The organism is Rhodovastum atsumiense (assembly GCF_937425535.1).
Taxonomy (GTDB): Bacteria; Pseudomonadota; Alphaproteobacteria; order Acetobacterales; family Acetobacteraceae; genus Rhodovastum; species Rhodovastum atsumiense.
Map to the genome: position 1 here is coordinate 4,671,176 of NZ_OW485601.1, position 20,617 is coordinate 4,691,792.

The following is a 20,617-nucleotide window of genomic DNA, read 5'->3' on the forward strand; positions in this document are numbered from 1 at the left end:
CGGATGGAGGAACCATGAGCGGCGGCGTCTCAGCCTACACATTGGTGCCGATTGCCGCCTTCGCGGCGCGGGTGGTGGCGGCGATCCGGGCCGCCGGCTTCGCCGGGGTGGATCTGTCGCAGGCCGTGGTGACGCCGGCGAGTGGCGGGGCGGCGCGAAGTCTCGCGGAGATGGCGGGGCCGCCGGACTGGCTCAGCGGGCAGGCGGCGTACCAGCTCTCCTGGCCGGTCGGCGGGGCGCAGACCGCCATCCTCTCGCCGAAGGGGCAGATCGCGCTGACCACGGGGTCGCGCGCCTCTGACCTGAGCAACGCCTATGGCTCGCTGCAGACCACCATCGGCACGGCGAGCTTCGCCATCAACGACGACCTGCCTGACAGCTCGGGACGGCACGTCACGGTCTATGCCGGCTATGACGAAGCGCAGGCGCAGCCGGGGGCGGGCGGGCTGACCTTCGGCCGCGAGATCGACGCGGTGACACTCGGCGGCGTGGCCGCGCCGGCCGCCTCGCCGGGCCAGCCGCTGTCCTGGGGCACGGGCGAGGGCCCGGGCAGCACGGCCGGGTTGTGGATCGCCTCTGGCGGCGAGCACGCGGGCGCCGCGGACGCGAGCTTCGCCATCGGCATCAAGGACAACGGCGCGCGGTTCCGCGCCGGAATCGTGTTCGGGGCGCAGGCGCTGACCGACCATGGCGGGACCGGCTACGCGGCACGGCTGGCGCGCGGCCATGTGCTGCAATGGCACGATGCCGACGACGCGGAAGGTCCGCGCATCGGCAGCACCGTCGCCGACGCGGCCAACGCGGTCAGCCTGCGCTTCGAGGATGCGGGCGTGGTGTTCGCCAATGCCGATGGCGCCGTGCTGGCGACGGTGCGGCAGGTCGCCGGCGCGGTCAACGGCGCGACGCTGACACCCGGGCCGGCCGGGGCGCCGGTCGGGCTGACGGCGGACGGCGCGGACACGGATATCGACATCCTGCTTGTCCCCAAGGGCGCGGGCGCCGTGCGGGTGCCGGCGCGGCTGGAGGCGGGCGGCGACGTTTGCCTTGGCGCGGCGGCGCGGAGCCTGGGCTTCTACGGCGCGGCCGGCGGGCGGCGGCCCACGGTCAGCGGCACGCGCGGCGGTAACGCGGCGCTGACATCGCTGGTCGCGGCACTGGCCGGGCTCGGCCTGATCACCGACGCCACCACGGCCTGACCACAACAATCCGGAGCGAATGATGGCCTACCACCTGTTCGTGCGCGAGCCGTTCGGCGACTGGAAGAAGGGCGACAAGATCACAGATCCCGCCACGGTGGCGCGGATCCTCGGCGACGAAGACGCGGCGCATGTGGTGAAGACGGCGGCCCCGGCGGAGACGCCGGCGGTGCCGGTCGCGGAGGGCTGAGACATGATCGTGCAGCAGGGCGCCATCAACCTCGCCGCCGTGCAGGTCCCGGGCGTCATCGTCCAGATCGTGCCGCCGGCAATCTCGCCGATCCTCGGCGTGCCGTCGAACGGCGTGGCCTTCGTCGGCACCGCGAGCTGGGGACCGGTCAACAGCCCGGCCATCGTCGGCAGCTATGCCGACTACGCGGCGAAGTTCGGGCCGCTGAAGAACCGCCCCTTCGACATGGGCACGCACGTGGCCGCGGCCTACCAGCAGGGCGCCAACGATTTCCGCTGCGTGCGCGTCACCGATGGTACCGACACGGTCGCCGTCTGCGTCTTCAACTATGAGGCCGGCTCGCCATCGACCTCGAGCCTGGCGCTGCCGTCGCTGTACACCGGCAGCTACGGCAACAATACCATCGTCACCCTTTCTCCCGGCACGCGGGCGGGAAGCTGGAAGCTGACCGTCTCGTTGCCCGGCATGGTCCCCGAGGTGTTCGACAACGTCGCGGCACCCACGCCGGCAGCGTTCTGGAGCAATCTCGCCGACGCGGTGAACCATGGCCAGGGACCGAACCGCGGGCCGAGCCAGATCGTGTTCGCCCAGGTCGGCAGCCGCACCGCGATCGCGCCCGCCGCCGGCAGCACCGCCAATGGCGGCAGCGGCAGCCTGACCGGCATGGTCGGCGGCACCGACGGCGCCGATGGCGTCACCGCCGCGAGTATCGTCGGCAGCGACGGCACCGGCGCGAACCGCAGCGGCATCTACGCCACGCGCGGCTGCGGTACCGCCCTGCTCGATCCCTGCGACCTGACCGACACCACGCACTGGGCCAACGTCGCCGCCTTCGCGCTGGCCGAGGGCATGTACGCCGTGCTGGCGCACCCCGCCGGCACGGCGATCGGCACCGCCGTCGCCGCCACCGCCGCGGCCAACGTGGACAGCTACGCGGTGAAGGTGCTGCACGGCGACTGGTGCTACTGGTCCGATACCGTCAGCGCCGTGACGCGCGCAATCAGCCCGCAGGGCTTCGTGGCCGGGCGACTGGCGAATCTCTCGCCGCAGCACTCGGGGCTGAACAAGCCGCTCGCCGGTATCGTCGGCACGCAGAAGACGGCAGCCAACCAGGTCTACGCCCAGGCCGACCTGCTGGCGCTGCGCCAGGCCGGCATCGGCGTGATCGTCACCCCCGGCCCCGGCGGGCAGCGCGCCTACACCCTGGCCTTCGGCTGCAACGCCGGTTCCAACACCGGGACCAACGGCGACAACTACAGCCGGCTGACCAATTTCCTCGCCCCCACGCTGAACCAGGCGATGGGCAGCGAGATCGGCCGGCTGCAATCGGGCGAGCAGCGCCGGGCGGCGCTGGCCAAGCTGGATCAGTTCCTGGCCTCGTTGTGGCAGCAGGGCATCATCGGCAATGCCTCCGGCGATTATCCGAACGGGCCGCAGCCCTGGTCGCTGACGCTGGATGACAGCAACAACCCGCCCGACCGGGTGGCGCTGGGCTTCGAGCAGATCGACCTGAAGGTGCAGTATCTGAGCGTCATCCTGAACCTGCTGGTCAATCTGGAAGCCGGCCAGTCGGTGCAGATCACGCGCGCGCCGGTCGCAGCGTAGGGGGAGAAAGCGCATGCCTGTAGCGGGATACAGCGTCGGCCGCGACATCAAGCTGGTGTTCGTGGACGAGAACAGCGGCTCCGTGGTGACCTGGCCGGTGCTGGCCTCGGCCGATTTCCGACCGGATTTCCGCACGCTGAAATGGGTGCAACTGGACGGCACCCACCTGACGGCGGAACTGCCGGCCGGCTGGACCGGCACCTTCACCGTCGAGCGCGGCGGCCCCGACCTGATGGACTACGCCGTGCAGGCCGAGAACGATTACTATCTCGGCCGGCCCTCAGCGAGCGTCTACCTGCAGCAGACCGTCACCAATCCCGACGGGTCCGTTTCGCAGTACCGCTTCACCAAGGGCGCGGTGAAACTGACGGATGCGGGCAAGTGGACCGGCGACGAGAAGGTGACGCAGACCGTCTCTGTGGCGTTCTCGCGTTGCCTGAAGGTGTCCTGAGCATGGCGCGGGTGACGATCGAGGACCCGGCCGCGCCCGGCGCCGCGCCGATGGCGGCGGAGGACGCGCCACGAACGCAGGCGCCGGTGCCGGCGGGATGGGACGAGTACCGCGACGCTGGCGGGCGGATGGTGGTGCACGCCGCCCGCCGCCTGGGCGTGCGCGAGCGGATGCACTTCTATCGCGGCCTTCCGGCGGAGCGGCAGGCCAACCCGCTATGGATGCAGCTCGCCATGGCGGTGGCCTGCATCCGTCGCGTCAACGGCGAGCCGGTGCCGGTGCCCGAGGGTGAACGCGAGATCGAGGCGATGATCGGGCGCGTCGGCGACGATATCATCGACCGGATCAACGCCGCCAATCTCGCGCGCATCGAGGCGGAATTCGCCGAGATCGAGGCCCGGGCAAAAAACTGACGCAGGACGCCGAGTTTCGCCAGTGCCTGGCACTGGTGCGACGCGGCGTCCCCTACGATGTGGCCTTCGCACTGGAACCTTTCGAACGGATCGCCCATCTGGTGGTGTTCGCCGAACAGGGCGATCCGGGCGGTAAGGGCGGCAGGTGGGATTGGGAAGCGATGCGGCTGGCCGAGGCCGGCTGACCGCCCCCCTGGTCCCGTCGGCGTCAGCCGAAGGTGAGCGGCGGGCGGCTGAGGGCCACGTAGACGCCCGCGTCACCGAAGCCGACCAGGTCATCCCGGCCATTGCCGTTCACGTCGCCAACGGCGCGGGGGAAGGTGTTGAAGCTGGTCCAGCCGCCGGCGCCGTGGGCGAAATTCTGCAGCACGAGGCGGGGCTGGGCGAAGGTCCCGTTGCGCTGGCCGAGGGCGACATAGGTGCCGGCTTCGCCGAAGCCGACGATGTCGGCGCGGCCGTCGTTGTTCACGTCGCCGACCGTGCGCGGGAACAGATCCTGGCTGGTCCAGCCGCCGGCGCCATGGGCAAAGTTCTGCAGCACGAGGTTGGGCTGGGCGAGGCTGCCGTCGCGCTGGCCGAGGGCGACATAGGTGCCGGCCTCGCCGAAGCCGACGACATCGGCACGGCCGTCGCCGTTCACGTCGCCGACCGCGCGGGGGAAGGTGTTGAAGCTGGTCCAGCCGCCGGCGTTGCGGCCGAAGTTCTGCAGCACAAGGTTGGGCTGGGCGAAGGTCCCGTTACGCTGGCCGAGAGAGACATAGGTGCCGGCGTCACCGAAGCCGACGATGTCGGCGCGGCCGTCGCCGTTCACGTCGCCAAGCACGCGGGGGAAGGTGTCGAAGCTGGTCCAGCCGCCGGCGTTGTGGCCGAAATTCTGCAGCACGAGATTAGGCTGGCCGAAGCTGCCGTTGCGCTGGCCGAGGGAGACATAGACGCCGGCGTCACCGAAGCCGACGATGTCGGCGCGGCCGTCGCCGTTCACGTCGCCGACCGCGCGCGGGAAGGTGTTGAAGCTGGTCCAGCCGCCGGCGCCATGGGCGAAATTCTGCAGCACGAGATTAGGCTGGCCATAGGTGCCGTTGCGCTGGCCGAGGGAGACATAGACGCCGGCCTCGCCGAAGCCGACGATGTCGGCGCGACCGTCGCCGTTCACGTCGCCGAGCACGCGCGGAAACGTATCGAAGCTGGTCCAGCCGCCGGCGTTGCGGCCATAGTTTTGCAGTACCAGATTGACCGGCATGGCTTCACCCCCTTGGGTTTTGTTGGTTCCCATAACTGGGCAGATGCGACGCTGAGTTCGTGTGTCAGGAAAAAGCCTGGGTCGGTATTTGATCGATAAATACCAATAAAAGTAGTACTGATATTTTTCTTTAACCGGATAGATCAGACATAAATACCAAAGCGCATTTGCATCGATTGATGCAAATCAAGCTCTTGTGTGATTTTGCAGAAATCAGGGAGTTTCATTGTTATATATTTCGCATTTACGCCCTCGCGGTGTGCCGATCAAACCGGTGCGGCGGGATTTCGGTGTTGGCCATTAACGATGGCGTGTGGCGCAACCAGGGATGACCGGGACATGTCCGAAGCCACCATTCCCGCCTTCGTGGACAGGCTCCATCACGGTCTGCGGGAGTTGGGGCCCGCCATCGAGACAGTCCTGCGCGAGGCCGCGCTGACGCTGCGGGAGCGGGCCGGCACGGCGCTCGGTTCCGCCCCGCCCGACCTGGAACCGGGCGGTCCGCCCGAACCGCCCGTCGATCTTGCCGAGGTCATCCGCATCCGGGTGCAGGGAGGTGCGGCCATTGTCGGTATCCCCGAGAGCGGGGGCCATGACGCGGGCAGGCCGCGACCTGCCCGGGATGCCGCCGAACTGGCGGTGGCGCGCGAATTCGGTTCCTTCGAAGCGGCCGGTGCCGTCCCGGCACGGCCCTTCCTCGGGCCGGCAGCGGCGGAGATGGCGCCGCGTCTTGCCGCCGACATCGCCCGACGCCTCGTCGCCGGGCTGCTGCCGCCACGCTGACACGACACCGTTGCTGTAATCAAACATTCGGCCGCCATGGCGGCGGCCTGGCAGGGGGCGCGCATGCTGGAAGCCTTCCGCATCGGCGTGATGCTGAACCTGGAGAGCAACGCGCCGGACGTGTTGAGCGGCATCGGCCGCGACCTGCTCGGGGTTCAGCAGGGGGCGGGCGCAGCGACGGCGGCCCTGGGCCGGTTCCGCGCGGCCTGGGCCGGGGTGGCCGGGGTGACGCCCGGGCCGGCGGCGCTGGCGCTGCTGCGCAGCCTGGAGACGCAACGGGAGAGCCTGGCGCGACAGCAGGTGGCGTGGCGCGGCACCGCGGTGGCCGGCGGGGAGGTTCGCGTCGCGACCGATGCCATCGGCGGCGCGCTGCCGTTCGCGCCGGACCCGCAACGGACGGGTCGGAGCATCGCCGGTGCCGGCAGTGCCGCGCCCGTGGCTGGCGCCGCGATGCCGGATGCGCCGGCCTTGCTGGCGCGGATGCTGCGGGGGCTGCCCGACCGGGCCGAGCCGCCGCCACGGCCCGGCCTCTTCGATGACATGGGGCCAATGATGGCGGCGCCTCGCCCGTGGCGTGGCGCCGGCGAGGGAGGGGCGGCGGAGGCGAAGGCGGACAGCCCGGCTGGTGGCGGCATGGGCGACATGATCACGGCGTTGCGCGAGGTGGTGCAGGCGACGCGGCTGGCGCAGGGGCGTGGGCAGCCGGAGACGGCGACCCCGGCCGGGAGCCTGGTCGATGGCATCGCCGGGAGCAGGGGCGACCTTCGTGACGGCGTGCGGCATGAGATGCCGGCATCGTGGCCGTTGCCGCGGCCGCTGCATGTCGGCGAAGAATTTGTCGCGCGGCGTCCGGAGCGGGGGGGGGCTTTGCCCCGCAGGGGCACCGGCCTGCCGCTGGTGCCGCCGCGACCGGCGATGATCGGGGATGGCCGCGTTTCCGCCGCTGCCGGAGTGCCGCGACACGAGGCATCGATCGGGACCGCGCTGGCCGGCATGGCATCGGCGCTGACCCGGTTCGGTCTGCGGCCCGGCATTGGGGGAGGGGCGGACGCAGTGCCGGTCGCCGGCGTCGCCGCAGCAGGGCATCCCGGTGGGATCGACCATCTCCTCCCGGGCGTGGTGGCACCCGCGGGGCTGCCTTTCGCCCGGCCCGATGCCGAGGCCCTGCGGTGGCGTGGCCTCGCGGAGCCGGATGGCGAGCGGGCACGGCCGCGCGAGGGCGAAGCCGGTGGCCGCGACCAGGCGGCGTCCGGTGCCGGCTCCGGCCGGGACCTGGTGCTGAACGTGACGCTGGCCGTGGACGGACACGAACTGGCCCGTACCCTGGCACGCCTCGGCGACGGGCCGCTTTCCGGCACCGGCAGCTTCGACGGACGGCGCAACATGCTGACGGCGGCCTGAGCGGGGGCGGCCGGTTCCCGCGGCAAGGCGTGGCGGCGCAACAAGGCGCGGAGGCAGCCGATCCCATGGCGGACACTTATCTGACCCTCGGCGGGATGTCGTTCATCGACGACTTCACCGTGCCGGAGGCGATCAATGGCGGCGGCACGCATCACGTCGTGCTGCACCGCTTCATCGGCGGCGCCCGCGTCATCGACGCACTGGGCCCCGATGACGACGCGATCCGCTGGCGAGGCCGCTTCCGCGGTGCCGATGCCAGTTTCCGCGTGGCCATGCTGGACGTGATGCGCCGGTCCGGCCGGCCGGTGATCCTGTCCTACTGGACCTTCCGCTACCGCGTGGTGGTGACGCGCTTCGTCTGGCGGTTCGAGCGGTTCTACGAGATCGCCTATGCCATCGAATGCACGGTGGTGCAGGACCTGAAGGCACGCGCCTGGACCGCGGTGGCGAGCGGGCTGGACAGCCTGTTCGGGGCCGACCTGTCGCTGGCCGAGATGCTCGGGGTCGGTGCCGCCGCGGTGAACGACGCCCTGGCGGCGGTCCTGATGGCGCAGGCGGCGGCGGGGAGCCTGGGGACGGCGACCCGCTCCGGGCTTGGCGGCGTGCTGTCAGCCGTCACCATGGCGGTTTCGGTCGCGGCCACCGCCAGCATGGCGGCGGAGACGATGGCGGGGTCGGTGGGCGGCGTGGAGGCCGGTGGCGATCCGCAGGCGATGGGGGCGGGGCTGGTGGCCAGCGGCAACGCCTTCCAGGAGGCGGCTGCGGGGGTGCAGGCCGGCGGCGTGTTCAGCCGGATGCGGGCCAATCTGGAGGCGGGCGGATGAAGCCACGCCGCTCTCCGTCATGCCAGGGCCTGCTGGAAAATATGAAAACAGAAAATAAAATGGATTATAGATATTTATTTCCTGGCAATCATGTTTGGTAATGTTGGAATGTGGATTTGGTTTGTATTTGGTCTGCGGATTTAGCTAGGTACATCGCTTGTTGACTTTTGGTTGCAAGTGGCCTGGGACAGAGCGGGCTGGGAATGATGACATGCGTCTGAACGAACCGGTCACGAATCGGGAAATCGAGGTTCCCGCGGATGCGCCGCTGGTTTCGAGCACGGACACGACGGGCCGCATTACGTTCGTGAACCGTGCCTTCCAGCAGGTGAGTGGCTTTTCCCGCGACGAACTGATCGGTCAGCCGCACAATCTGGTGCGCCATCCGCACATGCCCAAGGAGGCCTTCGCCAATCTGTGGGCCACCATCAAGGCCGGCCGTCCGTGGGAAGGGTTGGTCAAGAACCGCACCAAGAGCGGGGATTTCTACTGGGTACGAGCCAACGTCGCGCCGATCATCGAGGCAGGGCGTGTCGTCGGCTACATTTCGATCCGCAGCCGGCCGGCCCGCGAGGAAATTGCCGGCGCCGAGGCCGCCTATGCCGCCCTGCGCGGTGGCACCGGCCAGGGGATCGATCTGAACGACGGCCAGATCCTGCGCCGGGGTTTGATGGCGGCGTTGCGTACGGCCTTCTTAAGCCTCAGTGGTCGGATTGGCGGCAGCTTCGGGTTGCTGACCCTGGCGCTGGTCCTGGTGGGATGGCTCGGGTTGCACGGCATCACGCAGTCCAATCAGGCGTTGTCGGGCGTGTTCCATGAAGAAGTCGGCGGCATCGTCCAGGTCACCGCGATCGAGAAGAACATCCATGACACCATGCGCAACGCCATGGCGCTGGCCTATGACCGCGAGGGCCATGGCGGCCGGACGCCCTCGGAACGGATCCGGATTCTTCGCGAGCTGAATGAACGTGGCGAGGCCGCCTGGCGCAGCTTCGCCGCGCATGGCATGCACGCGGAGGAGCGCCGACTCGCCGATGAATTCGCCACCCGGCGTGAAGCCTTCAACCGCGACGGCGTGGCGCGGGTGATGGCGCTGGGCGAGGTGGGAGATTTCACCGCTGCCCAGGATCTGGTCGAGCGCCAGTTGCTGCCCCTGTTCCGCTCGACGGCGAAAGCGGCCGAAGCCCTGGAGGCGTTCCAGGTGCGTCAGGTCAAGGACGTGTACGATACCGCCGAAGCTGCCTTTAACGGCCAGTTCTGGAGCGTGATCGGCATCGTCCTGGCTTGCTGCGCCGCCGCGGTGGCGTTGGGCTGGATGCTGCTGAGGACGGTCGGGCGGCCGTTGCGCGAGCTCGAGAGCTATTTCACCCACATTGCCCAGGGCGATTTCACCCGGCCGATCACCATGCCGTCGGCGCGTGAATTCTGGAGCATCATCCGCCTGCTGCGCACGATGCGCGCGCGCATGGGCTACGATGCTTCCGTCCGGAACGAACTGGAGCAGGAAGCGGTGCTGCAGCGTCGCGACGCGGTGCGGGAGATGGCACAGACCATCGAGCGCGACGCCAGCGCTGCCATGGAGCGGCTGGGCCAGCAGACCGACGCCATGGCCGGCGAAGCGGGGGTGATGGCACAGGCAGCCGAGCGCGTCAGCGGCAATGCCGCGCGCGTCGCCGAGGCGGCGCAGCGCGCGGAGAGCAACACCAATCGCGTTGACGCGGCCAGCCAGCAGCTCAGCGGCTCGGTGCGCGAAATTTCCACCCAGGTGCAACGCGCCTCTCAGCTCGCGCAGGAGGCGGTGCACAGCGCCGGGCAGGCGCAGGAGCGGATCCATTCGCTTTCAGAGATGGCCGGGCAGATCAGCGCGGTGGTCAACCTGATCGGCGACGTGGCCCGCCAGACCAACCTGCTGGCGCTGAACGCCACCATCGAGGCGGCGCGCGCTGGCGAGGCGGGGCGCGGCTTCGCGGTGGTGGCGGTCGAAGTGAAGAACCTCGCGGTGCAGACCAGCCGCTCCACCGAGGAAATCTCGCGACAGGTGACCGATATCCAGGGCGCCACCGGGGCAGCGGTGAGCGCCGTCGCCGAGATCACCAGGGCGATTGACCGCATGGCACAGGTCTCGGACACCATCGCCGCCGCGGTGGCCGAGCAGGCCACGGCCACGCAGGAAATCGCCCGCAACGTGGCGGAAAGCAGCGCCGCGGTGCTGGCGGTCAGCCGCAGCATCGCCGAGGTGGCGGAGGATGCCGTGGCGAGCGGCTCGGTGGCCGGGAAGGTCAAGGGCGGCACGACGTCGCTTGCGGGCGGCGTGGGCGAACTGCGTGGCATCATCCTCGACAGCGTGCGCAACGCCACCGACAACGCCGAACGCCGGGTGCGGGAAGGCCGCAATGGGTAAGGCCCGGCAGCGGCGGGGCGTCGCCCCGCGCCCCACCAGGGCTTCGCCCTGGACCGACCAAGGGCTCCGCCCTTGGAACCCATTTTCTGCTGCGCAGCGCGATTGGGGTGCAGAGGCCTGCTGGCCCCTGCCGGGTCCAGGGCAGAGCCCTGGCCTTCTCGGAGCAAGCGGATGAGCGCGAAAACGATCACTGTGGCCGGCGGCAACCTGTTCCGGATTGCCGCCGAGGAACTCGGCGATGCGACGCAATGGGATCGCATCGCCCGGCTGAACGGGCTGTGGGATCCGATGCTGACCGGCGTAGTGACGCTGCGCATCCCCGCCCCGGCCGGCGAAGGACAGACCACCGATGGCATCCTCGGCCTGCCATGAGCGGCATCCTGGTGATCCCCGCACCGGATGTGCGGGCGCCGCGCATCGCCATGCGGGTCAACGGCCAGTTCGTGCCGGGGTTGCTGCGCTTCTCCGTTGCCAGCAACAACTACTGGTCGGCGGATCTGTTCAGCGCTCACCTGGCGAGTTCGGCGCTGCCGCGCGGCCACGGCCCGGCGTACTGGGCCGATACCGACGCGATCGACCTGGAATTGCTGGCCTGGCTGGAGGGCCGGACGCAGCCGGCGACGATCATCCGCGGCCTGGTCGACCAGGTGGCGGTCGGGCTGGAGCAGGGCACCATCGTGCTGCGCGGACGCGACTACGCCAGCCTGCTGATCGACACCCGCACCAGCGAGAAATTTCCCAACCAGACGCTGTCGCAGATCGCGCACATGCTCGCCGAACGGCGCGGCCTGGAAGCGGACGTGACCGAGACCACCGTCAAGGCCGGCGACTACTACAAGGGCGAGCACGTGCAGATGAGCGATGCAGTGTCGGAATGGACGCTGCTGACCTGGCTCGTCGAGCGCGAGGGGCTGGATGTGTGGGTGAGCGACCGCACGCTGCATGTGCGCGAGCCGCCGGCGGTGGAGTTGCCGCCGCTGGGCATCCTGTACAACCCGGCCGATGCGGTCGAGGGCACGATGCGCGCGAACGCGCCGGTGATCGCGCTGGAGCGCAACCTGACGCTCGCGCGCGACATCCAGGTCACGGTGCGGTCCTGGAACCACGAGCAGAAGGCGGCGATCACGGTGACGCGGCGCGGCACCCGCATCCGCCGGCCGGTGGAGCGCATGCGCTCGCAGAACCTGCCACCGCACAGCTACGTCTTTACCGTGCCAGGACTGACGCGCGTGCAGGCCGAGCAGCTTGCCGAGAAGAAGCTCGCGGAGCTGAGCCGGCACGAGCGCACGTTGCTGCTGCAGGGGCTGCCGGCGGTGCCGGGGCTGACGGTGCGGCGCAGGCTGCGCCTGTCCGGCACCGGCACCGCCTTCGACCAGGATTACTTCATCGTCGAGATGGATCGCGAGTTCAGCTTCGACTGCGGCTCGCGCATGAGCCTGCGCTGCAAGAACAGCAGCCCGCGCAACCAGGTCACGCTGTAGGGGCACCATGGACGATCTGCTGAACCTGATCCGGCGCGAGGCGGAGCGGGCGGTGCGCGGGCTGGCGCAGCCGCGCGCCGCCGTGGTCACCAGCTACGACCCCGACCGCCACGCGGTGAAGGTGCTGTTCGGCGAGGACGGCACCGAAAGCCAGTGGCTGGCGCTGTCGCCGGCCTGGGCCGGCAATGGCTGGGGGCTGTATTGCGGCCCGGTGCCGGGGACGCAGGTGGCGGTGTCCTTCCTGGGCGGCGCGGTCGGCACCGGCATGGTAACCGGGCATTTGCCGAATTTGCAGGACCGGCCGCCGGCGGTGCCGGCCGGGGAGGCGTGGCTGGTGCACCAGTCGGGTGCGCGCATCCGGCTGCTGAACGGCGGCACCGCGGAGATCAACGCGCGGGTGGTGCAGGTGACCGGCGCCGAGGCGGTGCGCGTGGACGGGCCGGCGGGGGTGACCATCACCGCGCCGACCACGCATGTCATCGGCGACCTGCTGGTTTCCGGCGAGATCGCCGACCATGACGGGGCGCATCACACCTTTGGCTACCTGCGTGACGCCTACAACGCGCATGGCCATCCGGTGCCCTGGGTGGAGCCCGGCCCCGCCACGGTGACCAGCGACATCACCAACCGCACGGTGCCCTGATGGCGGATCTGTCCCATGTCTGGTCCGGCGATTTCGCCATGGCCCCCGGCGGCGACCTGCTGCTGGCGAGCGGGTCGGAAGCGGGGCGGCAACGCGTGCTGCGCCGCCTGCTGACCACGCCCGGGGAGTATATCTGGCAGCCCGAGTACGGCGCCGGGCTGCCGGGCCAGATCGGCGCGCTGACCGGCGATGCGGCGCTGCAGGCGATCGTGCTGACGCAGATGCTGCAGGAGGACGCGGTAGCACAGGATCCGCCGCCGGTGGTGACGGTGACGCGGCCGAGCCCGGGCATCGTGGCGATCGGCATCCAGTACCAGGACGCGCAGACCGGGGAGGCGGTGCTGCTGGGCTTTTCCGTCGCCGCGGAGGCGTAGCCGACGCGCCGGCACGATGCCGGCGGCCGGGCGTTACGGCACGGTGTCGAGCACTTTGCCCTTCACCGTCATCAGTTCCTCCGACGGCGGCAATGCGTCGAGGATCTGGCTGGAGCCGGCATAGACGAAGCGACGGTTATCGCCGAGCGAGACGGATTTCACCGAGGAATCGCTGGTGATGCGCACCGGGACGCGGATGCATTCATCGAGCGGGGCGATCTCGGCGTCCAGGATGGTCTCCAGCCGGAGTTGCCATTTGTCGCCGTTGAATTGTGCCAGCGGATCGTCGGCGCGGCCGTCGTCGCGGAACAGCGTGCCAGCCGGGATCTTCAGCGACGACATCACCGGTGCCGCGAGGTCGAGGGTGCGGCAGGCGAGCAGCGTGGCGGCGTGCGCCGGGGCGACGAGGGCGAGCGCCAGGAGGGCGCCCGCCAGGATGCCGACCCCACCGGGGCCTGGCCGCGGAGGAACCGCGGCCAGGGTGGTGGAAGGATGAGCGGGCACCCGGTTACTGGGCGATGCTCACGGTGTAGCCGGCGCCGTTGCCGGTCACGGTGCCGACATAGGTCGCATTCGCGCTTGCCTGCGTCACGACAATGCCGCTGTTGTTGGCGAGGGTGGTGCCCAGCGTATTGGTGTCGCCGCCGCTGTTGACGGTCAGGTCCAGGTAGGCGCCTGTCGCGCTTTGCGTCACCTGGATCTTGCCCGTGGCGCCGCTGGCGCCGCGCACATCGTTCAGGGCGACCTTGGCATAGGTGTTGCCGGCGGTCGACGACAGCGAGTAGTCGATCTTGCTGGTGCCGTCGGCGGTCAGGATCGAGGTCTGGTCGCCGTTCACGGTGGCCCCGGAGGCGCCGAAGTTGTTGGTTACGAAGTTGCCGCTGCTGGCGAGGGTGACGGCCACCTTCTTGTTGCCACCGCTGCCGTAGACGCTGTTGGTGACGGTGTTGTCGCTGCCGGTCACGTTCAGGCTCAGCACGGTGTCGCCGGAGCTGGCGCCTTCTCCGCTCGACGCATAGGTGTTGGTAACATTGTTGGTGATGGTGTTGCCGGCGCCGTTGACGGTCAGGCCGTAGGCGAGGCTGCCATTGACCGCGATCGTGTCCTTGATGACGTTCGGCTTCGCGGCCGCGGTCGCGTCGGTATTGGTGACGTTGACGGCGATGTTGTCGACCGACTGACCGTTGACGACACCGGTGAAGGTCTGGTCGGCGGAAATGTCGACGAAGTGCGTATTCTTGGAGGCCTTGGTGCTGTCGGTGCTGGCGGTCGTATAGGTGCCGACGAATTTGCTGCCGGTGCCGTTCTTGACCTTGATCGTGCCAGCCAAGGTGTTGTTCGCCTTGTTCTGAGTGATGCTGACCTTGTTCCAGTCACCGCGGACGCCGAAGGGCGTGCCGGCGCCGAGGCTCGCCGCGGTGCTCTCCCCGGTGCCGGTTTTGCCGGCCACGGTGTTGGACGGAGCAGTGCTGTCCTGCTGGATAAACAGCGTGTTCACCGATCCGGCGCTATTGCTGGCGGCGTCGATGTAGATGCTGTTGGCGTTGCCCTCGGTGGTGTTCTGGGCGAAGGCCGGCACGGCGATCGCCATGGCCGCGGTCGAGGCCGCCAGAGTGAACATGAACCTACGCATAAGCTGTCTCCTTTCTGGACGACAGCCGGGCCTCCTGCGTGCCCGACCGTCGGGTTAGCTCCACCACTTGTCCTGGATGCCGCGGTTGATCAGCTGGGCCAGGGCGCCACGCACGGCGACCCGCAGGGCAAGCCCGACCGGCTCGTTGCCGGCGCCGCCGAGTTCCGCTTCCATTACGTTGGTGGTGAAGATCTTGGTCAGGTGCCCGCCGACCTTCAGCGAGGTGACCGATTTGGTAACCATGGTCTGGCCGAGCACCTCGCCGGTCTGCACGGCTACGGCACGCAGGCTGAAGGTGATCAGGTCGGTCACCAGGGTGGTGTTGCCGCCGATGCCGCCCAACGCGCCGCCTGCCGAGACCTGTCGTGTCTCGCGGTCATAGGCGACCACCTGGCCGACCAGCAGCATTTCTGCCACGCGCAGCGTGTTCAGCTTGCGCGGGGGAGTGCCATTGGCGGCGTTGTTCAGCGCCAGCGTGGCGATCTGACGCTCGCGCAGCAATTCGTCCACGTGCTGCCGTTCGACGAGATTCAGGTATCCCCTATCGAGGGAGCGGACCGCTTCGATCAGATACGGCGTGCAGTCCATCGGCACGGCGGTGCTGAGTTCCTGTGAGGAGCCGGTTGGTCGCCTTTGGCCGGTGGTGTCGATGCAGTTGTAGACGCTGACGGTCAGTGCTCGGTGCGGCGGCGGCGGCAGTTGGATCTGTTCCGATTCAAGTGTGAACGGCTGTGCCGAGGGCAAGGGATCCTGAACGCAGCCCGCCTGTGCCAGCATCAGCACACAGGCCGTTGTCGGGCCGACGAGTGAGCGAAGTCGTCGCATGGCGCAGCTTATTGCCCGGTCGGTATCGACAGCGTCGTGGTGCCCTCAGCCGTGGTCATGGTGACGTTCAACTGACCATCGGCATTGACGTATGTGATGGTGGCGCCGTTGGCGACGACCGTGCCGGCGTCACCATCTTTCGAGCCGGCGATCTTGTCGGCAATGCTGCGTGCCACCAGGGCGGTGATCTGCGCGGTCACCGTGTTGACGAAGGTCTGGCTCGGGCTGGTGGTGGTCGTTGAGGTGGCGGCCGCGGCAGCCGCCTTCGCGGCGGCTTCGCGCGCCGCGTCGCGGGACTGGACCAGGCTTTTCTCGAGCTGCGCCCGGGACAGCGCGGTGTCGTTGCTGCCGCCGAAGCTCGGTGATTGCAGCACGTAGACCAGATCGGTGGCATGGGCCGGCATCGCCGCGAGACAGGCCAGCGTCACCGCAAGGAGCGGGACGTGCCGATTGCGGGGGCACCCACAACCACGCCTGCCGCCACGACTGGTCGCCGGAGTTGGCTTCACATCAGCGGAACTTTGAGGGCTCATCCGGAAAACACTCGGCGTCGAAGGGGAAGCTGTGGGGGGATGCCTGTTCGATGCCGAACCGACATGGCCTGGCTGGGGAAGAACCAGGCGGGTGGCGATTCAGGCGAAGAAGCGAGGATCCGGGGCTCGATGTGGTCTCGGGGCCATGCGGCAAGTGCGAATGCGTCGTGGGACGGACCGGAGCGCGCGGTGCGAAGGATCTGCCTCGCATGGCGGATCCCCGTTGGCTCCGTGGACCCGCTGCATCCCTCCGACAATCACGGCGATGGTGCAGGCCCCGCATGTCATGGCTCGCTTTGCTCCTTCTGGACCGGCTCATGCGGATGAGCCCGCGATTCACGCTAATTTGATAATAGCTTTCTTTTACGCTTCTGCAAGCGAAGGGCGATTAACGGGGGTGATTAGTACCGTTAGGTTGCGAATGGCAACGAATGTTATGCAACCTAAGGTGGAGTATACTTGGTTTCTTGTCGACAATAATGCAGTGTAAGGTGCCAGAGGCTGCAACCTTGATGGAGACATGCACCGATTTTCGATACTTTCATGCATGTCGTCTCGAATCTTGGAGCTTGCTTACTGAAATTGAGACGCTGCCCATCCCTGGGGTGTTGTCCGCCAGGCCTGGGGGATGTTCCCCACCGTTGGCGGGGAGCCTCAGTTGCAGCGCCCGGCCGGAATCGGCGGGGGCGAGGCGTGCCCCGTGGTCCGGGCCAGCGGCTGATTCAAATAGAATTTGTATCTTTATTGTTTTGATATAGATGCGGTTAATTAATCTGAAATCTGGACCACATATTTGCCAATCACATAAGACGATCACACCAAAACATTACTGCCCCTCATCATCAGGCAGAGGGAGGGGACGTGGCCGGCACTGCCCGCCATGCCCCAGGGCCGGTGGACGCCGTTCCCGAAACAGCGGAGGGACCATGTCGAACAGAAGAAAGTCCGCCCCTGGCCGCCGGCCACGGAGGGCGGCATGAGCGATTCGCTGAACACACGTGGCTTCACCACCCTGGTTGCGGCGCAGGCGGCGGTGGTGCAGGGCCGGACCGGGCGCGCCAGCCTCGACCTCGCGCCGGGCTCGGCGCTGCGGGCCATCCTGGAAGCCTTCGCCTCCGTGGCGCTGTGGCTGCAGGGGCTGGTGCTGCAGGTGCTCGCCCGTGCCCGGCTGAGCACGGCGAACGGCGCCGACGTGGACAGCTTCGTTGCCGATTACGGCATGACCCGGCTTCCCGCCACCGTCGCCTGCGGGCGGGTCAGCTTCGCCCGTTTCTCCCCGGATGCCGCCGCGCTGGTGCCGGTGGGCGCGCGCGTGGCCACCGATGACGGCTCGCAGGGCTACGAGGTGATCGTCGATGCGGCCAACCCCGCCTATGTCGTGGCGGCCGGGGGCTATCCGGTGGCGGCGGGCGTGGCCGCGGTGACCGCCAGCGTGCGCGCGCTCGCGGCGGGGGCGGCCGGCAACGCCGCCGCCGGCACCGTCACCGCGCTTGCCACCGGCCTTCCCGGCATCGATTCCTGCAGCAACGGCGCGGGGTTTTCCGGCGGCGCCGACGCCGAGACGGATGCGGCGCTGCGCGCGCGCTTCGCCGCCTATATCGCCAGCCTCGCCCGCGCCACCCGCACGGCGGTGGGCTATGCGATCTCCACGGTGCAGCAGGGCGTCACCTGGACCCTGACCGAGGGCGCCAATCCGGACGGTTCGGCCAATCCGGGATTCTTCTTCGTCGTGGTCGACGATGGCACCGGCACGCCGCCGGCCTCGCTGCTCACCGCGGTGGCCGAGGCGATCGAGGGCTACCGCGCGCTGGGCGTGCGCTGCGCGGTCTACGCGCCGTCGGTGGTGACGGCCCGGATCACGCTGGTGGTGACGGCAACGGAGGGGTACGACGCAACCGCCGTGCGCGCCGCCGTGCGGGCCGCGATCGTCGCCATGGTGAACGCCCTGCCGACCGGTGCCGCGCTGCCGTTCTATCGCGTCGCCGCCACCGCCTTCGCCACCGACGGCGTGGCCAATGTCGCCGCGGTGACGCTGAACGGCGCGACCGCCGACCTGGGCGCCACCCCCTTGCAGGTGATCCGCACCAGCCTCGCCAGTGTCACGGTGTCCTGATGCCGACCGGGGACCTGAACGACATGGTCGCGCGCATGGCGGCGGTGCTGCCATCCGCGTGGTTCCCCGCCGGCGCGGCCGTGCTGCGCGACGCGCTGCTGACCGCGGCCGCTTCCTGCGGCACGCTGGTCCACGACCTGGTGCAGTTCGCCGGCGCGCAGTTGCGCGTCGCCACCGCCTCCGGCGGCTGGCTCGACCTGATCGCCTATGACTTCTTCGGCCGCGCCTTGCCGCGCCGGGGCCTGGGCGATGACAGCTACCGCCTGGCGATCCGGCGCCGGCTGCTGCGCCAGGGCGGCACGCGCGCCGGGCTCGCGGCCGAGCTGCTGGTGGCCACCGGCCGGGACCCGGCGATCATCGAGCCGTGGCGGCCGGCGGATTGCGGCGCCTGGGGTGGCGGCGTGATCGCCATCGGCTATGGCGCGGCCGGCGCCTGGGGCTCGCTGCTGCCCTGCCAGGCCTTCGTCACCATCCCCCGCGGCGGCGCCGCCGCGGCCGACCTGCTCGCCACGGTCGCCGATATGGCACCGGCCGGCGCAGGCGTCTGGACCGTGATCAGGAACTGAGGAAATCCATGGACCGGGCCATCATTTATCCAGGGGCCGTGCCCCTGGAAACCGACCTGCTGTTCCCCCAGGTGGCGACGCTGCAGGCGCTCGGCGCGCTGATCGGCGCCACCCTCGGCACCACGACCGTGGCGGACGGGCTGTGGGCGACACCGACCTCGCCCGCGAGCATGAGCCTCGTCATCGGCCAGGGCTGCCTCACCGCCTTCGGCGTCACCGATGCCGCCGGGTTCTCCAGTCTGGGGACCAATGGCGACGGCATCGTGCGCATGGGCATCAACGTCGAGCCGGTCACGATCGGTCCCTTCGCGGCCGCTCCTTCACCCGGGCAGGCGTGCAACGTGCTGATCCAGGGCGCCTTCGCCGAGACCGACGCGAATCCCGCGCTGTTGCCTTACCTGAACGCCGCCAACCCCGCGCTGCCCTTTGGCGGCCCGGGGAACAACGGCGTGGCGCAGCCGACGCGACGGCTGCAGCGGGTGGCGCTATCGGCGCGGCCGGGTACGCCGGCCACGGCGGGCCTGCAGGGGACGCCGGTCGCTGACAGCGGCTGCGTGCCGCTCTATGTGGTGACGATCCCGTACGGGACCGCCGCGCTCGGCGCCGGCAACATCGCCATCCATCCGGCCGCGCCGTTCATCCCCTTCAAGCTGCCGCAGCTCGCGCCGGGCTTCAGCAACATCCGGGCCTTCACCGCTTCGGGAAGCTGGACGGTGCCGAACGGGGTCACCCGCATCCGGGTCACCGTGGTCGGCGGCGGCGGACAGGGCGGCGGCGGCACCGACGCGCCGATCGCGCTCGGCTCGGGCGGCGGTGCCGGCGGCACCGCGGTCGGGGTCTTCGCCGTGACGCCGGGCAGCACCTGGCCGGTAACCGTCGGCGCCGGCGGCTACAACCCGACGGCGGGCACCGACGGCAGCAATGGTGGGGCCTCGAGCTTCGGGGCGCTGATCTCGGCGACCGGGGGCGCGGGCGGCAAATGCGGCACCGCCCCGGTCGGCGGCAATGGCGGGATCTGCGCCGGCGGCAACTACAATTGCATCGGTGGCGACGGCCTCGACGCCATCGTCATCAACGACGGCAACGGCAATTACGGCGGCACCGGCGGAGGCACGCCGTTCGGCACCTCCAATCGCTCCTCACGGCAGCTGACCGGCGGGCAGGCGCCCGGCGTCGGCGGCGCGGGGGCCCCGCAGGGCATCCGTGGCGTCGGGTCGGGCGGCGCCAACGGCCTGGTCATCGTGGAGTGGTGAACATGTGGGCATGCATCGAGGACGGCATGGTCCGTGAGCTCACGGCCACGGATCCGGCGGGCCGCTTTCATCCGTCGCTGCTCTGGGTTGCCTGCGACGCGGCGGTGCGCGAGGGGTGGCGGTGGGATGGCACGGGCTTCGCCGCGCCGGCCGCCGCCGGTCCCGACCTTGCCGCGGCGGCGCGGCTGGCGCTGCGCGCCTCCGATATCGCCGTGCTGCGCTGCGCCGAGCACGGCGTGGCGGTGCCGGCGGTCTGGCTGACCTATCGCGAGGCGTTGCGCGCGATCGCCGCGGGCACCACCACGGTCGCGACCCTGCCGGAGCGGCCGGAATACCCGCCCGGGACCTGACCGGGCCGCCCCCTGCGACGCGCGGATCCGCGGGAGCGGGGGACGCCCCGGACAGGGAGCGGCATTCCCGGCACGTCGATCCATTCCCCACCGAAGGAGGCCGTCATGGCCGACATCGAATCCACCGCCGGGCTGAGCCCGGCCGAGCTCGTCCGCCTGCGCCACCTGGCGCAGCTGGAGCCGGAGGTGCTGGAGGCATTGGCCAATCTGGGGGTGGGAATGGTCACGGCCGGGCGCGTGCGGCGCGGCGTGGTGCTGGCCTTCGCCAGCGTCGGCGCGGTCGCGGCCGCGCTGGTGGCGCTGCAGCAGCTCTGGGTGCAATGGCGGGGCGGGCGCTGAGCG

Annotated in this window: 24 protein-coding genes; 19 read left to right on the forward strand and 5 right to left on the reverse strand. The window is 69.6% G+C overall.

The features are described from left to right. Positions 1-14: 14 nt before the first annotated feature. The 6 genes from NBY65_RS21025 to NBY65_RS21050 are packed head-to-tail and all read left to right on the forward strand — an operon-like array spanning position 15 to position 4,040. Positions 15-1,196, forward strand: a complete 1,182-nt coding sequence (locus NBY65_RS21025; protein ID WP_162530441.1) for a hypothetical protein — start codon at positions 15-17, stop codon at positions 1,194-1,196. Positions 1,197-1,218: 22 nt separating this feature from the next. Further along, on the forward strand, positions 1,219-1,386 hold the full coding sequence (locus tag NBY65_RS21030; protein WP_203330394.1) for a hypothetical protein: 168 nt from the start codon (positions 1,219-1,221) through the stop codon (positions 1,384-1,386). 3 nt (positions 1,387-1,389) lie between these two features. After that, a complete protein-coding gene (locus NBY65_RS21035) occupies positions 1,390-2,991 on the forward strand; it encodes a phage tail protein (protein WP_150039581.1) in 1,602 nt (533 codons plus the stop codon). Between the two features lie 13 nt (positions 2,992-3,004). Continuing rightward, on the forward strand, positions 3,005-3,442 hold the full coding sequence (locus tag NBY65_RS21040; RefSeq protein WP_150039582.1) for a hypothetical protein: 438 nt from the start codon (positions 3,005-3,007) through the stop codon (positions 3,440-3,442). Positions 3,443-3,444: 2 nt separating this feature from the next. Continuing rightward, positions 3,445-3,855, forward strand: coding sequence for a hypothetical protein (locus NBY65_RS21045; protein ID WP_150039583.1), 411 nt, complete (start codon positions 3,445-3,447; stop codon positions 3,853-3,855). 35 nt (positions 3,856-3,890) lie between these two features. Then, positions 3,891-4,040: a hypothetical protein gene (locus tag NBY65_RS21050; protein ID WP_162530442.1), complete on the forward strand. Its 150-nt coding sequence runs from the start codon at positions 3,891-3,893 to the stop codon at positions 4,038-4,040. Between the two features lie 23 nt (positions 4,041-4,063). Here the strand turns inward: NBY65_RS21050 and NBY65_RS21055 are convergent, their stop codons facing one another. Further along, entirely contained in the window at positions 4,064-5,095 is a 1,032-nt protein-coding gene (locus NBY65_RS21055; RefSeq protein WP_203330395.1) for an FG-GAP repeat domain-containing protein, read from the reverse strand. 339 nt (positions 5,096-5,434) lie between these two features. On the opposite strand from NBY65_RS21055, the gene NBY65_RS21060 reads away from it, so the two are divergent. From NBY65_RS21060 to NBY65_RS21100, 8 genes are all read left to right on the forward strand, one after another. Beyond that, positions 5,435-5,878, forward strand: a complete 444-nt coding sequence (locus NBY65_RS21060) for a hypothetical protein (protein ID WP_150039585.1) — start codon at positions 5,435-5,437, stop codon at positions 5,876-5,878. 63 nt (positions 5,879-5,941) lie between these two features. Beyond that, complete coding sequence (locus NBY65_RS21070; RefSeq protein WP_150039586.1) at positions 5,942-7,279, forward strand: hypothetical protein; 1,338 nt, start codon at positions 5,942-5,944, stop codon at positions 7,277-7,279. A gap of 65 nt (positions 7,280-7,344) precedes the next feature. Beyond that, positions 7,345-8,103: a hypothetical protein gene (locus NBY65_RS21075; RefSeq protein ID WP_150039587.1), complete on the forward strand. Its 759-nt coding sequence runs from the start codon at positions 7,345-7,347 to the stop codon at positions 8,101-8,103. Between the two features lie 211 nt (positions 8,104-8,314). Next, complete coding sequence (locus tag NBY65_RS21080) at positions 8,315-10,504, forward strand: methyl-accepting chemotaxis protein (protein WP_150039588.1); 2,190 nt, start codon at positions 8,315-8,317, stop codon at positions 10,502-10,504. 171 nt (positions 10,505-10,675) lie between these two features. Continuing rightward, positions 10,676-10,876, forward strand: a complete 201-nt coding sequence (locus NBY65_RS21085; RefSeq protein ID WP_150039589.1) for a hypothetical protein — start codon at positions 10,676-10,678, stop codon at positions 10,874-10,876. Then, positions 10,873-11,985 carry a hypothetical protein gene (locus NBY65_RS21090; RefSeq protein ID WP_150039590.1) on the forward strand — a complete coding sequence of 371 codons (1,113 nt, stop codon included), beginning with the start codon at positions 10,873-10,875 and terminating at the stop codon, positions 11,983-11,985. Before NBY65_RS21085 ends, NBY65_RS21090 begins: the two co-directional genes overlap by 4 nt. 7 nt (positions 11,986-11,992) lie before the next feature. Continuing rightward, entirely contained in the window at positions 11,993-12,628 is a 636-nt protein-coding gene (locus tag NBY65_RS21095; RefSeq protein ID WP_150039591.1) for a phage baseplate assembly protein V, read from the forward strand. Next, on the forward strand, positions 12,628-13,002 hold the full coding sequence (locus tag NBY65_RS21100; protein ID WP_150039592.1) for a hypothetical protein: 375 nt from the start codon (positions 12,628-12,630) through the stop codon (positions 13,000-13,002). Before NBY65_RS21095 ends, NBY65_RS21100 begins: the two co-directional genes overlap by 1 nt. Positions 13,003-13,035: 33 nt before the next feature. On the opposite strand, the gene NBY65_RS21105 is transcribed toward NBY65_RS21100, so the two are convergent. The 4 genes from NBY65_RS21105 to NBY65_RS21120 all read right to left on the reverse strand — a co-directional run bounded on the left by NBY65_RS21105 (position 13,036) and on the right by NBY65_RS21120 (position 15,888). Then, positions 13,036-13,506, reverse strand: coding sequence for a hypothetical protein (locus NBY65_RS21105; RefSeq protein WP_162530443.1), 471 nt, complete (start codon positions 13,504-13,506; stop codon positions 13,036-13,038). 4 nt (positions 13,507-13,510) lie between these two features. Then, positions 13,511-14,623, reverse strand: a complete 1,113-nt coding sequence (locus tag NBY65_RS21110) for a hypothetical protein (protein ID WP_150039594.1) — start codon at positions 14,621-14,623, stop codon at positions 13,511-13,513. 66 nt (positions 14,624-14,689) lie between these two features. Continuing rightward, positions 14,690-15,460, reverse strand: coding sequence for a CsgG/HfaB family protein (locus NBY65_RS21115; RefSeq protein WP_150039595.1), 771 nt, complete (start codon positions 15,458-15,460; stop codon positions 14,690-14,692). A gap of 8 nt (positions 15,461-15,468) precedes the next feature. Beyond that, entirely contained in the window at positions 15,469-15,888 is a 420-nt protein-coding gene (locus NBY65_RS21120; protein WP_162530444.1) for a curli assembly protein CsgF, read from the reverse strand. 1,081 nt (positions 15,889-16,969) lie between these two features. Here NBY65_RS21120 and NBY65_RS21125 point away from each other — a divergent pair. The 5 genes from NBY65_RS21125 (at position 16,970) to NBY65_RS21145 (ending at position 20,614) form a co-directional block, all read left to right on the forward strand. Beyond that, entirely contained in the window at positions 16,970-18,106 is a 1,137-nt protein-coding gene (locus tag NBY65_RS21125) for a baseplate J/gp47 family protein (RefSeq protein ID WP_150039597.1), read from the forward strand. Next, positions 18,106-18,672 carry a hypothetical protein gene (locus tag NBY65_RS21130; RefSeq protein WP_150039598.1) on the forward strand — a complete coding sequence of 189 codons (567 nt, stop codon included), beginning with the start codon at positions 18,106-18,108 and terminating at the stop codon, positions 18,670-18,672. Before NBY65_RS21125 ends, NBY65_RS21130 begins: the two co-directional genes overlap by 1 nt. Positions 18,673-18,680: 8 nt before the next feature. Next, on the forward strand, positions 18,681-19,925 hold the full coding sequence (locus NBY65_RS21135) for a glycine-rich domain-containing protein (RefSeq protein WP_150039599.1): 1,245 nt from the start codon (positions 18,681-18,683) through the stop codon (positions 19,923-19,925). Positions 19,926-19,927: 2 nt separating this feature from the next. After that, on the forward strand, positions 19,928-20,275 hold the full coding sequence (locus tag NBY65_RS21140; protein WP_150039600.1) for a hypothetical protein: 348 nt from the start codon (positions 19,928-19,930) through the stop codon (positions 20,273-20,275). 105 nt (positions 20,276-20,380) lie between these two features. Beyond that, positions 20,381-20,614 (forward strand): hypothetical protein, encoded by a 234-nt coding sequence (locus tag NBY65_RS21145; RefSeq protein ID WP_150039601.1) that lies wholly within the window; start codon positions 20,381-20,383, stop codon positions 20,612-20,614. The last annotated feature ends 3 nt before the right edge of the window (positions 20,615-20,617 follow it).